Annotated in this window: 12 protein-coding genes, 1 tRNA gene and 2 pseudogenes; 12 read left to right on the top strand and 3 right to left on the bottom strand. The window is 70.8% G+C overall.

Features of this window, described 5'->3' with window-relative positions; translation table 11 throughout:
* Positions 1-169: 169 nt before the first annotated feature.
* Complete coding sequence (locus ACFWVC_RS12815) at positions 170-358, bottom strand: hypothetical protein (RefSeq protein ID WP_384283298.1); 189 nt, start codon at positions 356-358, stop codon at positions 170-172.
* A gap of 170 nt (positions 359-528) precedes the next feature.
* Positions 529-1100 (bottom strand): annotated as a pseudogene (locus ACFWVC_RS12810) (transposase); the annotation flags it as partial.
* Positions 1101-1721: 621 nt separating this feature from the next.
* On the opposite strand from ACFWVC_RS12810, the gene ACFWVC_RS12805 reads away from it, so the two are divergent.
* Positions 1722-2480, top strand: coding sequence for a glycine-rich domain-containing protein (locus ACFWVC_RS12805; protein ID WP_384283251.1), 759 nt, complete (start codon positions 1722-1724; stop codon positions 2478-2480).
* Positions 2481-2913: 433 nt separating this feature from the next.
* On the opposite strand, the gene ACFWVC_RS12800 is transcribed toward ACFWVC_RS12805, so the two are convergent.
* Positions 2914-2985 (bottom strand) — tRNA-Arg (locus ACFWVC_RS12800).
* Between the two features lie 207 nt (positions 2986-3192).
* Here ACFWVC_RS12800 and ACFWVC_RS12795 point away from each other — a divergent pair.
* The 11 genes and pseudogenes from ACFWVC_RS12795 to prfA all read left to right on the top strand — a co-directional run bounded on the left by ACFWVC_RS12795 (position 3193) and on the right by prfA (position 17229).
* A pseudogene (locus tag ACFWVC_RS12795) lies at positions 3193-3652 on the top strand (response regulator).
* 88 nt (positions 3653-3740) lie between these two features.
* Positions 3741-4739 (top strand): ArgS-related anticodon-binding protein NrtL, encoded by a 999-nt coding sequence (gene nrtL, locus ACFWVC_RS12790; protein ID WP_384283247.1) that lies wholly within the window; start codon positions 3741-3743, stop codon positions 4737-4739.
* Positions 4740-4758: 19 nt separating this feature from the next.
* Positions 4759-6150, top strand: coding sequence for a diaminopimelate decarboxylase (lysA, locus tag ACFWVC_RS12785; protein WP_384283244.1), 1392 nt, complete (start codon positions 4759-4761; stop codon positions 6148-6150).
* A gap of 126 nt (positions 6151-6276) precedes the next feature.
* Complete coding sequence (locus tag ACFWVC_RS12780; RefSeq protein WP_384283239.1) at positions 6277-7611, top strand: homoserine dehydrogenase; 1335 nt, start codon at positions 6277-6279, stop codon at positions 7609-7611.
* Positions 7612-7618: 7 nt separating this feature from the next.
* Complete coding sequence (gene thrC, locus ACFWVC_RS12775; protein ID WP_384283235.1) at positions 7619-8707, top strand: threonine synthase; 1089 nt, start codon at positions 7619-7621, stop codon at positions 8705-8707.
* A gap of 262 nt (positions 8708-8969) precedes the next feature.
* A complete protein-coding gene (gene thrB / locus ACFWVC_RS12770; RefSeq protein ID WP_384283232.1) occupies positions 8970-9893 on the top strand; it encodes a homoserine kinase in 924 nt (307 codons plus the stop codon).
* 394 nt (positions 9894-10287) lie between these two features.
* Positions 10288-12258 carry a transcription termination factor Rho gene (gene rho, locus ACFWVC_RS12765; protein ID WP_384283227.1) on the top strand — a complete coding sequence of 657 codons (1971 nt, stop codon included), beginning with the start codon at positions 10288-10290 and terminating at the stop codon, positions 12256-12258.
* A gap of 244 nt (positions 12259-12502) precedes the next feature.
* Positions 12503-14302, top strand: coding sequence for a trypsin-like serine protease (locus tag ACFWVC_RS12760; RefSeq protein WP_384283295.1), 1800 nt, complete (start codon positions 12503-12505; stop codon positions 14300-14302).
* 248 nt (positions 14303-14550) lie between these two features.
* Positions 14551-15678, top strand: coding sequence for an LCP family protein (locus ACFWVC_RS12755; protein ID WP_384283221.1), 1128 nt, complete (start codon positions 14551-14553; stop codon positions 15676-15678).
* Positions 15679-15801: 123 nt separating this feature from the next.
* A complete protein-coding gene (rpmE, locus tag ACFWVC_RS12750; RefSeq protein WP_319659968.1) occupies positions 15802-16026 on the top strand; it encodes a 50S ribosomal protein L31 in 225 nt (74 codons plus the stop codon).
* Positions 16027-16140: 114 nt separating this feature from the next.
* Positions 16141-17229 (top strand): peptide chain release factor 1, encoded by a 1089-nt coding sequence (gene prfA, locus ACFWVC_RS12745; protein WP_384283218.1) that lies wholly within the window; start codon positions 16141-16143, stop codon positions 17227-17229.
* Positions 17230-17240: the final 11 nt, after the last annotated feature.

Genomic DNA, 17240 nt, shown 5'->3' with positions numbered 1-17240 from the left:
ACGGGACCGGCTCTGCCTTGAGAGGTCAGTGCCTCAGGAGCGAATACGGCTCACCACGTGTCGGCCATCCCCAACGCTTACGTCCCCATTAGGAGTGACGGCGGGCGGCGCCGCGCTGGCGCCGCAGCGAGCGAAGCGAGCATCTTGAACCCGTGAAGACGGTTGTAACTCAGGAGGAGGCTGCGATGCTCCAGAGGGGGGCTGTGTACTGTCCGGGGCGCATGGCGATCAGGAGCGCGCGCAGTTCTTCGCGCTGAGCCCCGGGCAGATCGAGGGCTTCCGTCAGGCGCCGGAACGTCGTGTGGGTGATCCCATGGCTGTGAGCCTCAGCTTCGAAGCGGGTCAGCTCTGTCAGCACCGCGATGGGATTGAGCTCGGCCTGGTCATGCCCCGATAGCCACAGGGCCTTGTTCCGCTCGTAGCCGATCTCGGAGTATCCGCAGATCTCGCGACTGTGCTGCTCGGTTTCTTCGAGATTGTTCGTTGATAGAAGGGCCCGCGACAGCCTGTTGCGATGCAGTGCGTCACCAGGCCGTGGATCCCGGCTTGTGTCATGAGCACCGACACGGTCCTGGTGCAGACCCGGATGCCCATGCCCAGGGTGAGCTCGGCGTGGATGCGGCGGTAGCCGTAAGTGCCGCGGGAAGCGACGTGAACCTCTCGGATCAGCCCGGTCAGCCAGTCTCGCCGTAGCTGCCGTGGAGTGGTCGGTGTGCGCTTGTGCTTGTAATAGTTCTGCCGGGCGACACCAAGGATCCGGCAGCACCTGTTGACCGGTGCCCCGGCATCGACGAGTCGGTCGATCACCGGGTAGAGCCTTTTGGGGCCGGCTTGTCCTCACCGAGGAACTTCGCCGTCTGCCGGACGATCGCCACCTCGGTTTCCAGCTCATGGATCCGCCGGCGAGCGGCCCGCAACTCAGCAGACTCGCTCGACGGCGTTCCCGGTCGCCGCCCGTTGTCGATGTCGTCTTGCCGCAACCACTTCGACAACGTGACGGGATGGATGCCGAGCTCCACCGCCGTCTGTTTGGCCTGCTTGCCGGCGCGGATGAGCGCGATGGCACGCGCCCGGAACTCCGGAGGATAGGGACGAGGCATGACTGCCAGCCTTCCGTGAAGGGCTGTCAGTTAGCCACCAAAACTGGAACCAGAGAGGTGGGGCAGGTCAGCCTGTCACCCAAACCTGCAGCAGACCCGGCGGGCAACAGTGTGGAGGTGCTGCTGAGTCGGTACGCCAAGTGCATCGACGGCCGGCAGGAGGTTGCAAACCGACGGATCGAGGATCTGCTGCGCGAGTACGAGTGACGAGCCGCTGACTTCTGTGATCCTGGCCCCTGGACCTGTCCGGGGGCCTTCGTCGTTTTCGGGGGTTGGCCTGGGCCGATGGGCCAAGATCCTGTCCACAGACTCCGCCCTACAGCCACTTTCTGCGGCGTACGGACGGCTGCGCATGTCGGCGACGGCTGAAAAGTCACCCAGTCGGCTACCGAAAGTGCACATCACGTAACTCGGAGGAATTCTTGCTGTGGGTTCGTTGCTGCCCCACGGCAGCTTCCCCTAGGGGAGGCGGCGCGGGCCGCCCCTTGAGAGCCCATTCCTGGAGGTGACGTGTTGTACCGAATAACCAGGCCCCAGGCCTCGATACGGCGGCGCCCAGGCTGTGTGCGCGTGTGGACGGTAGCCGCGAGCGTGGCACTGGCGTCCGGTGCCGTGACGGGTATGGCGTACGCCGATACCACGGGACATGTTGCGGCGGCCGAGGAGCATGACGCCCAGCAGACAGCCTTCTCGTGCTTCTCCGTCCCGGCCTCGCCCGGCTACTGCCCGAAGCCCCCGGGCCGCCCTGGCCCTCCCGGACCCCCAGGACCTCCAGGACCGCCTGGTCCTCCCGGGCCCGGCGCCGAGCACGACCTGTTGCTATTTCCCAGCAGCGGGCAGTTTGTCCCGCCCGCCGGGGTCACCAAGGTCTTCGTTCAGATTTGGGGCTCCGGCGGCGGTGGTGGTGGAGTAATCGGGAATCTGACTGTGGGCGCCGGCGGAGGTGCTGGTGGCTTCGCATGGTGCGCCGTACCCGTGCAGCCGGGGTCGACGTACGAGGTAACGGTCGGTCAGGGCGGGACCGGCGGGCCGCCCCTCATGCCCGGCACCGTCGGGTCGACCAGCACGGTGAGCGATCCCGGCGGCCAGATAGTCGCGAGCGCCACCGGCGGCGCCGGTGGGGGTTTTGCAGATCCCCCCCGCCCCACTCCTGGCGGGACCGGGGACTGTCCGACGGGCGGATTGGCCTACCAGGGCGCGGACGGCCAGCGGGCCGAGTTCGGTACCCCTCCACCAAACACCGGCCAGGGGGGCAGCCCCGGGGTCAACGGCATTGTGCCCGCGCCGCCGGGTGTGAGCCTGGGCGGTGACGGCGCGAGGGAAGCTCCAGGCATACCTGCCACGAACGGCGCTAACGGATTCGTACTCATCTGGTGGTAGTCAACGCCATACGGTGGGCCCGGCGTGTCATCAGGCATACCGGGCCAGCCCGGCCAGGAGCCAGCGGCCCCAGTGGCGTTCGCGTCGGCCGGTGTCTTCCCCTTCTTGCAGACCGCACTGTCCGGGTAGCGCTTGGCGCCACCGATGCCGGTCGTCCGCGCTGGCGACGCTTGCTGCGCATCGCTGCCGGCCCAGCGGTGTCGGGCGCACAGGCCTGTCGGACCGGCGCTGGTTTCCACAGGCACCGGGACCTCTCCAGGGGCCTTCGCTATTTTCCGGGGCTGACCAGGGACGATGCCCCAAGATCCCGTCCACGGATAGTCCACAGACCCCGTCCTACAGCCACTTTCGACGGCATACGACTGCGCATACGCAAAGACCCCGCACTCAGCATCTTGGCTGGTGGCGGGGTCTTTTGGCACCTCGTGCGAGGTGCCCCCGGCAGGATTCGAACCTGCGCACACGGCTCCGGAGGCCGTTGCTCTATCCCCTGAGCTACGGGGGCGTGTCGTCCGCCGTGGCGGTGACGGGTGAAACCTTACCAGTACGCAGGGGGTGACCGTGTACAGGGTTTCCCGGGGCGTCGGGCCCGCGTCGGGCCGGTGTCGGGCCCGCGTTGCGCCCCCGTAGCGGACGGCCCGCGCCGCCGTCCCGGCCATCCGCCCCGCGTCCTCCGGTCGGGGAAGAAGTGGGGAAAACGCGGACGCATCCCATGTCGCGCGCCTAGGCTTCGCAGTGTGCCGGGCGCGTCCGGCCGGGTGCTTGTGGTCGACGACAACAAGGTCATCCGGCAGTTGATCAGGGTCAATCTCGAGCTGGAGGGCTTCGAGGTCGTGACCGCGGCCGATGGTGTCGAGTGCCTGGACGTGGTGCAGCGTGTGCGGCCCGACGTGGTCACCCTGGACGTCGTCATGCCGCGCCTGGACGGGATACGGACGGCGGCCCGCCTGCGTGCCGATCCCCGCACCCGCGACGTCCGCATCGTCATGATCAGCGCCTGCACCCAGGCGGAGGTCGAGAGCGGTGTCGCCGCCGGCGTGGACGCCTTCCTGAGCAAGCCGTTCGAGCCCGGCGATCTCGTGCGCGTCGTCCGTGCGCTCGCCGACATCCCGGGGCGAGACGGGACCGGGGAAGAGGAAGAGGCTCCCGCCGCCAGTCCCGGCAGCGCCTGACCGGCAACGCTCGAAGCCGCTCGCAGGGCCGCCCGAGGGGTGAAAACGGTTCGCCTGGTCACCCCCTTCCTCGCCTAGGCTTGCGAGCGTGACGCCCGCCGAGCTTTCCCGCACCGTGCTGAGCGCGGTGCGCCGTGCCGTCGAGGCCGGGGAGCTCCAGCTCACGGGACCCGTCCCCGACCGGGTCGTCGTACGCCGGCCGCCGCGCCCCGGATGCGGGGACTACGCCACCAACGTGGCCCTCCAACTCGCCCCCCTCACCGGCGCCCCGCCCCCCGCCGTCGCCGACGTCATCCGGGGCCACCTCACCGCCCTCCCCGGCATCGCGCGGGTCGACGTCGCCCACCCCGGGTTCCTCAACATCACCCTTGAGGGGGAGTCGTACGGCGCCCTCGTCGACCTGGTCCGCGCGCAGGGCCCGCGTTACGGCATCGGCCTCCACAACGCGCCGGCTCCAGAGCCCGCCCCCGCCGCCCCCACCGGCGACGCCCGCGCCGACACCCTCGCCGCCGCCCTGCACCGCCTCCGCACCGCCACCGGCATCACCCCGCCCGCCCGCCGGCCGCGACCGCACCCCGTACCGGAGACGGCGGACGAACTGCTCCGCACCCTCGGCCCCGACGCCACCGCCTGGGCCCTGCTGCGCCCGCCCGCCGAGGACGCCCCCCGCACCGACCCCGCCGAGCACCTCGCGCAGCGTGAGAGCAACCCCCTGTTCCGGGTCCGCTACGCTCACGCCCGTACCCGCGCCCTGTTGCGCGGCGCCCACGATCTGGGCATCGAACCGCGCACCCGCGACGCAGGCCACCGCCACCCCGCGGAGGCCGAACTGCTCGGCCTGATCGCCGACTTCCCCCGCACCGTGGAGGCCGCGGCCCGGCACGGCGCGCCGGACCGGGTGGCCCGGCACCTCGAACACACCGCGGACGCCTTCCTCCGCTTCCACGACATGTGCCCGGCCCTGCCCAAGGGCGACGAGAAACCCTCGGCCGTTCACGGGGCCCGGCTGGCCCTCGCCGACGCCGCCGGGACCGTGCTCGCCAACGGCCTGACCCTGCTCGGCATCAGCGCCCCCCGACACCTGTGAGAGCGAAGAGCACCAGACGATGAGCCGATCCGCACACCCCGCCGGGCCCCGTTACGCCGATGTCCTCCCCGAGGGCCACTACGCCGCGCCGCCCGCCGACCTCAACGCCCTCGACCCCCGGGTCTGGGCCCGCACCGTCACCCGTGGCGCCGACGGCGTCACCACCGTGGGCGGGCTGGACGTCCGGCAACTCGCCGAGGAGTTCGGCACCCCCGCCTACATCCTGGACGAGTCCGACTTCCGGGCCCGCTGCCGCGCCTGGCGCGAGGCCTTCGGCGACGGCGCCGACGTCTTCTACGCGGGCAAGGCGTTCCTGTCCCGCGCCGTGGTGCGCTGGCTGGACGAGGAGGGCCTGAACCTCGACGTCTGCTCGGGCGGCGAGCTGGCGGTGGCCCTGTCCGCGGGGATGCCGGCCGAGCGCATCGCGCTGCACGGCAACAACAAGAGCGGCGAGGAGATCCACCAGGCCGTCGAGGCCGGGGTGGGCCGCATCGTGCTCGACTCGTTCCAGGAGATCGTCCGGGTCGCGGACGCCGCGCAGCGCCTGGGCAGGCGGCAGCCGGTGCAGATCCGGGTCACGGTCGGCGTCGAGGCGCACACCCACGAGTTCATCGCCACCGCCCACGAGGACCAGAAGTTCGGCTTCTCCCTGACCGGCGGCGACGCCGCCGAGGCGGTGCGCCGTGTGCTGCGGCTGGAGTCGCTGGAACTGGTCGGCATCCACTCCCACATCGGTTCGCAGATCTTCGACACCTCGGGCTTCGAGGTGGCCGCGCACCGGGTGATCGGGCTGTTGAAGCAGATCCGCGACGAACACGGCGTGGAACTGCCCGAGATCGACCTCGGCGGAGGTCTCGGCATCGCGTACACCCCGGACGACGACCCGCGCGAGCCGCACGAGATCGCCAAGGCGCTGGGCGAGATCGTCGCCCGCGAGTGCCGGGCGGCGGACCTGGCCGCCCCGCGGCTGTCGGTCGAGCCGGGCCGGGCGATCGTCGGCCCGACCGCGTTCACCCTCTACGAGGTGGGCACGATCAAGCCGCTGGAGGGGCTGCGCACCTACGTCAGCGTGGACGGCGGCATGTCGGACAACATCCGCACCGCGCTGTACGACGCCGAGTACAGCGTCGCGCTGGTGTCGCGCAGCAGCGACGCCGCGCCGATGCAGGCGCGGGTGGTCGGCAAGCACTGCGAGTCGGGCGACATCGTCGTACGGGACGCCTTCCTCCCCGCGGACCTGGCCCCCGGCGATCTGCTGGCGGTGCCCGCGACGGGGGCGTACTGCCGCTCGATGGCGAGCAACTACAACCACGCGCTGCGGCCGCCGGTCGTCGCGGTCGGGGACGGCGCGGCCCGGGTGATCGTCCGGCGTGAGACGCAGGAGGATCTCCTCCGTCTCGACGTCGGCTGACGTGGGATCTCACGAATAAGGGGCCCGGTCTCGCGATCCGGACACGGCGTGGATTCTCCCGTCCGGTGCGTGAGACTGGGACCGTCCAAAGAGCTCGAAAGAGCCGAAAACGCGAAGCGAGGTCGGATGATGCGTACGCGTCCGCTGAAGGTGGCGCTGCTGGGCTGTGGTGTGGTCGGCTCAGAGGTGGCGCGCATCATGACGACGCACGCGGACGACCTCGCCGCGCGCATCGGCGCGCCCGTGGAGCTCGCGGGCATCGCGGTGCGCCGCCCGAACCGGGTGCGCGCGGGGGTGGCCCCCGAACTGCTGACCACGGACGCGACCGCCCTGGTCAAACGCGGGGACATCGACGTGGTCGTCGAGGTCATCGGCGGCATCGAGCCGGCCCGCTCGCTGATCACCACGGCCTTCGAGCACGGCGCGAGCGTGGTCTCGGCCAACAAGGCGCTGCTGGCCGCCGACGGCACCGCGCTGCACGGCGCGGCCGTCGAGGCGGGCGTCGACCTCTATTACGAGGCCGCGGTCGCCGGCGCCATCCCGCTGATCCGGCCGCTGCGCGAGTCGCTGGCCGGCGACCGGGTCGACCGGGTGCTCGGCATCGTCAACGGCACGACCAACTTCATCCTCGACAAGATGGACTCCACGGGCGCCGGCTACTCCGAGGCGCTGGACGAGGCCACCGCGCTGGGCTACGCCGAGGCCGACCCGACCGCCGACGTCGAGGGCTTCGACGCGGCGGCCAAGGCCGCGATCCTGGCCGGCATCGCCTTCCACACCCGGGTGACCATCGGCGACGTGCACCGCGAGGGCATCACCGAGGTCACCGCGGGCGACATCGCCTCGGCCAAGGAGATGGGCTGCACGGTCAAGCTGCTGGCGATCTGCGAGCGCAGCGCCGACGGCAGTTCGGTGACGGCCCGGGTGCACCCGGCGATGATCCCGCTGACGCACCCGCTGGCGAACGTGCGCGGGGCCTACAACGCGGTCTTCGTGGAGGCCGCGGCCGCCGGCCGGCTGATGTTCTACGGTCCCGGCGCGGGCGGCTCGCCGACCGCCTCCGCGGTGCTGGGCGACCTCGTCGCCACCTGCCGCAACAAGCTGGCGAAGACCACCGGGCCGGGGGAGTCGGCCTACGCGCGGCTGACCGTGCGCCCGATGGACGACGTGGTCACCCGCTATCACATCAGCCTGGACGTGGCCGACAAACCGGGTGTTCTGGCCCAGGTGGCCACGGTCTTCGCCGAGCATCAGGTGTCCATCGACACCGTCCGCCAGCAGGGCAGGGAGCAGAGCGGCGTCGCCGAGGACGGACGCCTCGCCCTCGACGGCGGCGAGGCCTCCCTCGTCGTCGTCACCCATCGCGCACCGGACGCCGCGCTCGCGGCCACCGTCGAGGCCCTGCGCAAACTCGACACCGTACGGGGCGTCGCCAGCATCATGCGCGTCGAAGGGGAGTGATCCAGAGATGAACGCAGTCTCCGCCGTCCGCGGCTCCGCCACCCACCAGTGGCGCGGCCTCATCGAGGAGTACCGGGAGCGCCTCCCGGTCACCGAGCGGACCCCCGTGGTCACCTTGCTGGAGGGCGGCACGCCGCTGGTCCCCGCCCAGGTGCTGTCCGAGCGCACGGGCTGTGATGTGTACCTGAAGGTCGAGGGCGCCAACCCCACCGGTTCCTTCAAGGACCGCGGCATGACGATGGCCATCTCCAAGGCCAAGGAGGAGGGCGCGCAGGCCGTCATCTGCGCCTCCACGGGCAACACCTCCGCCTCGGCGGCCGCCTACGCGGTGCGCGCCGGGATGGTGTGCGCGGTGCTGGTGCCGCAGGGCAAGATCGCGCTGGGCAAGATGGGCCAGGCGCTGGTGCACGGCGCGCGCATCCTCCAGGTGGACGGCAACTTCGACGACTGCCTCGATCTCGCGCGCGGGCTGTCCGACAAGTACCCGGTGGCGCTGGTGAATTCGGTGAACCCGGCGCGCATCGAGGGTCAGAAGACGGCCGCGTTCGAAATTGTCGACGCGCTCGGCGACGCCCCCGACATCCATGTGCTGCCGGTGGGCAACGCGGGGAACATCACGGCCTATTGGAAGGGGTACCGCGAGTACTCCGCCGACGGGATCTCCACCCGCAACCCGCGCATGTGGGGCTTCCAGGCGCTGGGCGCGGCCCCGATCGTGCTCGGCCACCCCGTGTTGAAGCCGCAGACGATCGCCACCGCGATCCGGATCGGCAACCCGGCGTCCTGGCGGTACGCGGAGGAGGCGCGGGATGAATCCGGGGGCCTCATCGACTCGGTGACGGATCGTCAAATTCTGTCCGCCTACCGGCTGTTGGCCGCACAGGAGGGCGTCTTCGTGGAGCCGGCCTCCGCCGCGAGCGTCGCGGGGCTGCTCAAGGCGGCCGAGCAGGGCGAGGTCGACCCGGGTCAGCGCATCGTCTGCACCGTCACCGGCAACGGCCTGAAGGACCCGGGCTGGGCGGTGGAGGGCGCCCCGCAGCCGATCGTCGTCCCCGTCGACGCCGACGCGGCCGCCGACCGGCTCGGGCTGCACTGACCGCCTCCGGCAGCAGGGGCGCACGGACCCGCTCGCGACACGCATCACGCGCTGTCCGTGCGCCCTATGTCGCAGCAGAACCTTCCTTCGATAGGCTGGCTTCACACCGGCGCCACTGCACGCCGTTCCGGCCCATGCCAATGGCATCGTCCCCCGCCGGGGTCGGTCCTGGTACGGTCCCCCAAGTCCCCGCCCCCGTACGGCAACGGTCCCTCCGTGCCGCGGGGCGGAACGCACTTGAAGCAAGGAGAGTCATCGAACGATGGCCGGACCCGCCTTCCGCGCCGCCGCCGTCCGAGTGCGCGTCCCCGCGACCAGCGCCAACCTCGGACCGGGCTTCGACGCCTTCGGCCTGGCCCTCGGGCTCTACGACGACGTCGTGGTCCGGGTGGCCGACTCCGGTCTGCACGTCGACATCGCCGGCGAAGGCGCCGGGACGCTCTCCCGCGACGAGAACCACCTGGTCGTGCGCTCCCTGCGGACCGCCTTCGACCTGCTGGGCGGCCAGCCGCGCGGCCTGGAGGTCGTCTGCGCCAACCGCATTCCGCACGGCCGCGGCCTCGGCTCCTCCTCCGCCGCCATCTGCGCCGGCATCATGGCCGCCCGCGCGGTGACGATAGGCGGCCAGGAACGGCTCGACGAGGCCGCCGTGCTGGAACTGGCCAACGAGATCGAGGGCCACCCCGACAACGTCGCCGCCTGCCTGCTCGGCGGCTTCACCCTCGCCTGGACGGAGGGCGGCTCCGCGCACGCCGTCCGGATGGACCCTGTCGAGTCGGTCGTTCCGGTCGTCTTCGTGCCGTCGAGGCCGGTGCTGACCGAGACCGCCAGGGGACTGCTGCCGCGCACCGTCCCGCATGTGGACGCCGCGGCCAACGCGGGACGCGCCGCACTGCTCGTCGAGGCCCTGACCAGGCGCCCCGAGCTGCTGCTCCCCGCCACCGAGGACCGGCTGCACCAGGAGTACCGGGCTCCCGCCATGCCCGAGAGCGTGGCCCTGGTGAACCTTCTGCGCGCCGAGAGCGTCCCTGCTGTCATCTCCGGTGCGGGACCGACCGTGCTGGCGCTGGCGGGCGAGGACACCGCGGACAAGGTCTCCCTGCTCGCGGGGGAGGGGTGGGCGGCCCATCGCCTGGCCCTCGACGCGTTGGGGGCGAGTGTGCTGCCACTCGCTGTGGGGCAGTGACACGATTGCCGGTCGAAGAGAGGGGGAATGTTTGGTGGATCGGGTAGTGTTAATCTCATTGCTGCACTCGCGGACTCAGGTACTGAACCGTTGTTCCTGTTGTCCGGGTGCTCTGTGTCCCGCATCGGGACCGCCATTCTTCCGGGAGCCTCCCACACCGCATAGGCAGCCTGCCTGAGCAGTGCCGAGCACGCTCCGGAGTCGGCGCGGGTGACATTTCACCCGAGAGTGAACTCTCACCTCGCCGGAACTTTGTTTTGACTCGTTCCATCATTTCTCCGCCAATCCGGCGGACCACCGCCCCGAATCCGGACAGTCATATGGACCGGATCCGGACAGCACAACCGGTCGCCGAGCCAGACAGGCCGACGTCCGCTCCAGGGAAGGACCCTTCGTGAGCGACACCACCGATCTGATGGGCGTACGCGCAGACAGCCCTGTCGCCGCGTCCGATGCTGCCGCGCCTGCCACCGGTGCTGCCACTGCCCCCGCCGCGCGGCGCCGCCGCGCGGGTACCGGTCTGGAGGGCATGGTTCTCGCCGAGCTGCAGCAGCTCGCCTCCGGTCTGGGCATCAAGGGCACCGCGCGGATGCGCAAGAGCCAGCTCATCGAGACCATCAAGGCCGCGCAGTCCGGCGGCGCCAAGGCCACTGCGGGCGAGGGCGCCGAGCCCGCCGCCGACAAGCCGAAGCGTCGCGCCACCTCGCGCACCCGTACGGGTGAATCCGGCGAGGCCCCGGCCGCCACGGGCACCGAGCAGCAGCCGAAGCAGATCGAGATCCCCGGCCAGCCGGCCGGCGAGAAGGCCGCTCCGGCGGCCAAGGCGGAGCAGTCCGCCGACAGCCGGGGCGAGGGCCGGGCGGACGCCCGTGCCGAGGCCGCGGCCGACACGGCCGAGGGCCGTTCCGGCGGCGACGCCAAGGGCGGCGAGGACCGCCGCGAGAGCCGTCGCGACCGCCAGCGCGACCGTCAGCGCGACCGCCGAAAGGGCGGCGAGGACGGCGGTGGCCAGCAGCGCCAGCAGGACGGCGGCCAGCAGCAGCGTCAGCAGGGCGGCGGCGGCCAGCAGGGCCACCAGCAGCAGGGCGGCCCGCAGGGTGGCGGCGCGCAGGACGACGACGAGTTCGACGGCAGCGGCCGCCGGCGCCGGGGACGTTACCGCGACCGCCGCGGGCGGGGCACCAACCGCCGCGAGGACTTCGCGAGCGAGCCGCAGGTCGCCGACGATGACGTCCTGATCCCGGTCGCGGGCATCCTGGACATCCTCGACAACTACGCGTTCATCCGGACCTCCGGCTACCTGCCCGGCCCGAACGACGTGTACGTCTCGCTCGCCCAGGTCCGCAAGAACGGCCTGCGCAAGGGCGACCACGTCACCGGCGCCGTCCGGCAGCCGAAGGACGGCGAGCGCCGCGAGAAGTTCAACGCGCTGGTCCGCCTGGACTCGACCAACGGCATGGCCCCCGACTCCGGGCGCGGGCGACCGGAGTTCAACAAGCTGACGCCGCTCTACCCGCAGGACCGGCTCCGCCTGGAGACCGACCCGGGCGTGCTGACGACCCGGATCATCGACCTCGTCGCGCCGATCGGCAAGGGCCAGCGCGGTCTGATCGTGGCCCCGCCGAAGACCGGCAAGACCATGATCATGCAGGCGATCGCCAACGCGATCACCCGCAACAACCCCGAGTGCCACCTGATGGTCGTCCTCGTCGACGAGCGTCCCGAAGAGGTCACCGACATGCAGCGGTCGGTGAAGGGCGAGGTCATCTCCTCGACCTTCGACCGCCCGGCCGAGGACCACACCACGGTCGCCGAGCTCGCCATCGAGCGGGCCAAGCGCCTGGTGGAGCTCGGTCACGACGTGGTGGTCCTGCTGGACTCCATCACCCGCCTGGGCCGCGCGTACAACCTCGCGGCGCCCGCCTCCGGCCGCATCCTGTCCGGTGGTGTCGACTCGACCGCGCTGTACCCGCCGAAGCGCTTCTTCGGTGCCGCGCGCAACATCGAGGACGGCGGCTCGCTGACCATCCTGGCCACCGCGTTGGTCGAGACCGGCTCGCGCATGGACGAGGTGATCTTCGAGGAGTTCAAGGGCACCGGCAACATGGAGCTCAAGCTCGACCGGAAGCTCGCCGACAAGCGGATCTTCCCGGCGGTCGACGTCGACCCGTCCGGTACCCGCAAGGAGGAGATCCTGCTCGCTCCCGACGAACTGAGCATCGTCTGGAAGCTGCGCCGGGTGCTGCACGCGCTCGACTCGCAGCAGGCGATCGAGCTGCTGCTGGACAAGATGAAGCAGACCAAGTCCAACGCCGAGTTCCTCATGCAGATCGCGAAGACGACTCCGGGCACGAACAACGACTGACGCCCGGATGAACAAAGGGGCGGGTCCCGGCACTTGAGTGTCGGGACCCGCCCCTTTGGCCATAGGATCACTCGGCCACGGACAAAGGGGGGAACCTTTTCCGGGTCCGCAGAACCGAGCGGCCGTCTTGCGTTGCCCTCGTGCTGCCCACGACCCGCGGTCCTTCCTGTCGCCGTGCATCTCCACCACCCGACAGGAGACCCGAGTGTTCTTCGCCAGCAAGGGCGGGAAGCACGGACGCAAGATGCGCATAGCGCTCCCCGCGGCCGCCGCGGCGCTCGCCGCCGCCATCGCGGGCGCGGTCCTGATGGCGCCCGCGGACGCAGCCACCGCCGCACCACTGCCCGTCCCGGCCACCGGCCGGCCGCACCTCGCCACCACTTCGAAGGCCGAGCTGACCGACCGCGTCCGTGACGCGGTCGAGACCGACGCCAGGACCGGCGGTACGGCCCCCCTGGCCGGCGCCACCGTCGGCAAGAGCCCCGCCGCGGGCTCCAGGGCCGCCTCCGGATCGTCCTCCGCCACGATCGACCCGAAGATCATCGGCGGCACGCCCACCAGCATGACCACGGCGCCCTGGATGGCGCAGCTGTGGTACGACGACGACAGGGGCACCGCCGACGAGGGCGACGACATCGGGTTCTTCTGCGGCGGCACGGTCGTCGCCCCGACGAAGATCCTCACGGCGGCGCACTGCGTCAGCCACTACAACTGGCACGCCCACGGCGTCGTCCTCACCGGCACCGCCCAGCTCGCCGACACCGACGGCGGCACGCTCTCCCCCGTGCAGCGCCAGTGGAGCCACCCGTCGTACAACGCGAGCACGATCGACAACGACATCGCCGTGCTGACCCTGCCGGACCCGGTCAAGGCGAAGCCGGTCCCGATCACGACGTCGAACGACACCGCCTCCTACGCGGCCGGCACCAACGCCAAGGTCTACGGCTGGGGCCGCACCAGTTCCACCAGCGAGGACATATCCGACGTCCTGCGTGTGGCGACGGTGCCGATCAACTCCAGCGCCACCTGCTCCGGCTTCTGGGGCGGGGACTACATCGCCGGCCACATGGTCTGCGCGGGCAAGCCGGCCACCGGCTCCGACACCGGCACCACAGCGTCCTGCAACGGCGACTCCGGCGGCCCGCTGATCGTCAACAACAAGGTCGTCGGCGTCGTCTCCTGGGGCGTGGAGAACTGCGTCGAGGCCGGCGCCTACAGCGTCTTCACCAAGGTGAGCACCTACGTCGGCGCGACGTACCCGCGCATCGACGACGCCAACCTGAACTGGGACCACAACGCCGACCTCTTCGCGCGCCGCAGCTCGGACCTCACCGGCTTCGAGTACGACTCCAAGGGCACGTACTTCAAGCCCCGCAAGTCGCTCGGCTACTGGGGCGGCCTGAACCTGCTGATCCAGGCCGACCTGGACCGCGACGGCAACCAGGACTTCCTGATCCGCGACAGTTCCACCGGCGACGTCGAGTGGGGCCACTACGTGCTGCGCGGCGGCAGCTGGAAGTGGACGTGGACCCTGCTGTTCGACAACTGGAAGACCCGCACCCGCATCATCGCCCCCGGCGACATGACCGGTGACGGGCTGCCGGACGTGCTCTCCGTCGACTCCGGCGGCAAGCTGTGGCTGTACCCGGGTCTCGGCAACGGCAAGTTCTCGGGCCGCAAGCAGGTCGGCACCAGCAAGGCGTGGAACGCCTACAACATGCTGGCCGGCCACGGCGACCTGTCCGGCGACGGCCGGGCCGACCTGCTCGCCCGCAGCACCTCCGGCTCCGCGGTGTACGTGCTCAAGGGCACCGGCAACGCCGCCGCCCCGCTCGCGGCCCGCGTCAAGGTGCGCACCTGGAGCATCTACAACCGCTTCGCCGCCGTCGGCGACATCACCGGTGACGGCAAGGCGGACTTCCTGGCCCGCACCTCCGGGGGCACGCTCAGGCTGTACCCGGGCACCGGCAAGGCCACGTCCGACATCTTCGGCACCCCGGTGACCATCGGGACCGGCTGGCAGCAGTACGGCATCCTGGGCTGAACCACGGCCGGCGCGACCGGCCGAACCGCCAGGTGAGGGCCGACCGTGTGGCTCTCGGACCACGGGTCCCGGCGCGTCCTCGGACAGGGCGCACCGGGACCCGCTGTCATTGCTGGTGTGCACGATCGCCAGGAACCCCGAGACGTCCTGGGACGTCTCCCAAGAGGGGACATTTCGTCCCATGACCGATGACGACGACCACGGGGGGCACCCGAAGCCACGACGAGCCGACGAGGACTGAGGAGCTCATGGCCCACGAGGCGGACCACGGACGCCGGACGTCATCGCGACGGCGCATGAGCGCCCGCAGCCGAGCCCTGCGCATCACGGCCTGGGCCGTGGCGACCGTCCTGCTGCTCGCCACCGCGTTGGTGGGCTGTCTGTATCTCAAGCTCAACGGGAACATCCGCGGTATCGACATCAACGCGCTGCTGGGCCGCGACCGGCCCCGCGACGTCGACAACGGCTCGATGGACATCCTCGTCCTCGGCTCGGACTCCCGGTCCGGCGCGAACGCAGAGGCCGGCGGCGGCGAGGACGACGGCACGGCCCGCTCGGACACCGCGATGATCGTCCACGTCTACCCGGGCCACCGCAGGGCCTCGGTGGTCAGCATCCCCCGCGACACCCTCGTCGACCGGCCTTCCTGCGCCCAGCCCGGCGGCGGCACCGCGCCCGCCGTGGCGAACGAGATGTTCAACGAGGCGTACGCGGTCGGCGGCCCCGCGTGCACGGTCAAGACCGTCGAGACGATGACCGGCATCCGCATGGACCACTACATGGAGGTCGACTTCACCGGCTTCCAGCGGCTCATCGACGCCCTCGGCGGGGTGAGCGTCACCACCAGTCGCGCGATCAGCGACGACGAGAGCCATCTGCACCTGCCGGCCGGCACCCACCACCTGAACGGCAAGCAGGCCCTCGGCCTGGTCAGGACCCGGCACGGGGTCGGCGACGGCAGCGACCTCGGCCGGATAAGACTCCAGCAGGCCTTCATGAAGGCCCTGGTCGACCGGGTCGACAGCATCGGGGTGCTCGGCTCCCCGGCCCGGCTCTACAAGATCGCCAGTACCGCCACCGGCGCCATCACCACCGACTCCGAACTGGCCTCGGTGAAGAAGCTGGTCGGCCTGGGGGAGAGCCTGAAGGGCCTGGGCTCCAAGAACATCTCCATGGTCACCATGCCCGTGCGCTACGACCCCGCGGACCCCAACCGGGTCGTGCCGCTGACCGCCCAGAGCGAGCAGGTCTGGGCCGCCCTGCGGGCCGACCGGCCGATCCCGCGCTCGGCCACCAAGGGCTCGGCCGGTGACGAGGTGGACACCGGCGGTGTCGTCAGGAGCACCCCGCCGGCCCGGGACGACGGCGCGGAATAGTTCCGTGCCGTCCCCGGTTTTGGGAGATACGGCCAGTGCTGGCAGACTGGTACGTCGGCCCCGGTTCACGTGACGCAAGCCCGTGCCACGACCCGGGACCCTCCCGATCACTAGGAGTTTCCCTTGAAGCGCGACATCCACCCGGAGTACGTGGAGACCCAGGTCAGCTGCACCTGTGGCAACTCGTTCACCACTCGTAGCACCGTGGGCGGCGGCGTGATCCGCGCCGACGTCTGCTCTGCGTGCCACCCGTTCTACACGGGCAAGCAGAAGATCCTCGACACCGGTGGCCGTGTGGCCCGCTTCGAGGCCCGCTTCGGCAAGGCCGCCGGGTCCGCCAAGAAGTAGCGACCCGAAAGCGCCGGTCCACGGCCGCCCGGATATCCTCCGGCGGCCGGACCGGCGCTTTGTCGTCCCAGGCTGGTTCACCGGCGTTCACCCATTCGCAGAGCAGGGATCCTGATGTTCGAGGCGGTCGAGGAACTGATCGGCGAGTACGCCGACCTCGAGAAGAGGCTTGCCGACCCCGGGGTCTTCTCGGACCAGGCCAACGCGCGCAGGCTCAACAAGCGCTACGCCGAGCTGACCCCCATCATCGGCACGTACCGGGGCTGGAAGCAGACCGGCGAGGACATCGACACGGCCCGCGAACTCAGCGCCGACGACCCGGACTTCATCGCCGAGGTCAAGGAGCTGGAGAAGCAGCGCGAGGAGCAGACCGAGCGGCTGCGCCTGCTGCTCGTGCCGCGCGACCCCAGTGACGACAAGGACGTGATCCTGGAGGTCAAGGCGGGCGAGGGCGGCGAGGAGTCCGCGCTGTTCGCCGGCGACCTGCTGCGCATGTACCTGCGCTATGCCGAGCGCGTGGGCTGGAAGACCGAGCTCATCGACGCCAACGAGTCCGACCTCGGCGGCTACAAGGACGTCCAGGTCGCGGTGAAGACCAAGGGCGGCAACGGTGCCACCGAGCCCGGCCAGGGCGTCTGGGCCCGGCTGAAGTACGAGGGCGGTGTGCACCGCGTGCAGCGCGTGCCCGCGACCGAGTCGCAGGGCCGCATCCACACCTCCGCCGCCGGCGTGCTGGTCACCCCGGAGGCCGAGGATGTCGAGGTCGAGGTCAACGCGGGCGACCTGCGGATCGACGTCTACCGCTCATCCGGACCCGGCGGCCAGTCGGTGAACACCACCGACTCCGCGGTGCGTATCACGCACCTGCCCACCGGCATCGTCGTCTCCTGCCAGAATGAGAAGAGCCAGCTCCAGAACAAGGAGCAGGCGATGCGCATCCTGCGTTCCCGGCTGCTGGCCGCCGCGCAGGAGGAGGCCGAGCGCGAGGCCTCCGACGCCCGCCGCAGCCAGGTGCGCACGGTGGACCGCAGCGAGCGCATCCGCACCTACAACTTCCCGGAGAATCGCATCTCCGACCACCGCGTCGGGTTCAAGGCGTACAACTTGGACCAGGTCCTCGACGGTGACCTCGACGCGGTCATCCAGGCGTGCGTCGACGCCGACTCGGCTGCCAAGCTGGCCGCCGCGGGCGACGGAAGCTGAACCGGAGGCGA

The sequence above is a fragment of the Streptomyces sp. NPDC058691 genome, from assembly GCF_042714775.1.
GTDB lineage: Bacteria > Actinomycetota > Actinomycetes > Streptomycetales > Streptomycetaceae > Actinacidiphila.
Note: the sequence above shows the minus strand (reverse complement) of the source record. Positions and strands in the feature narration are given on the sequence as shown.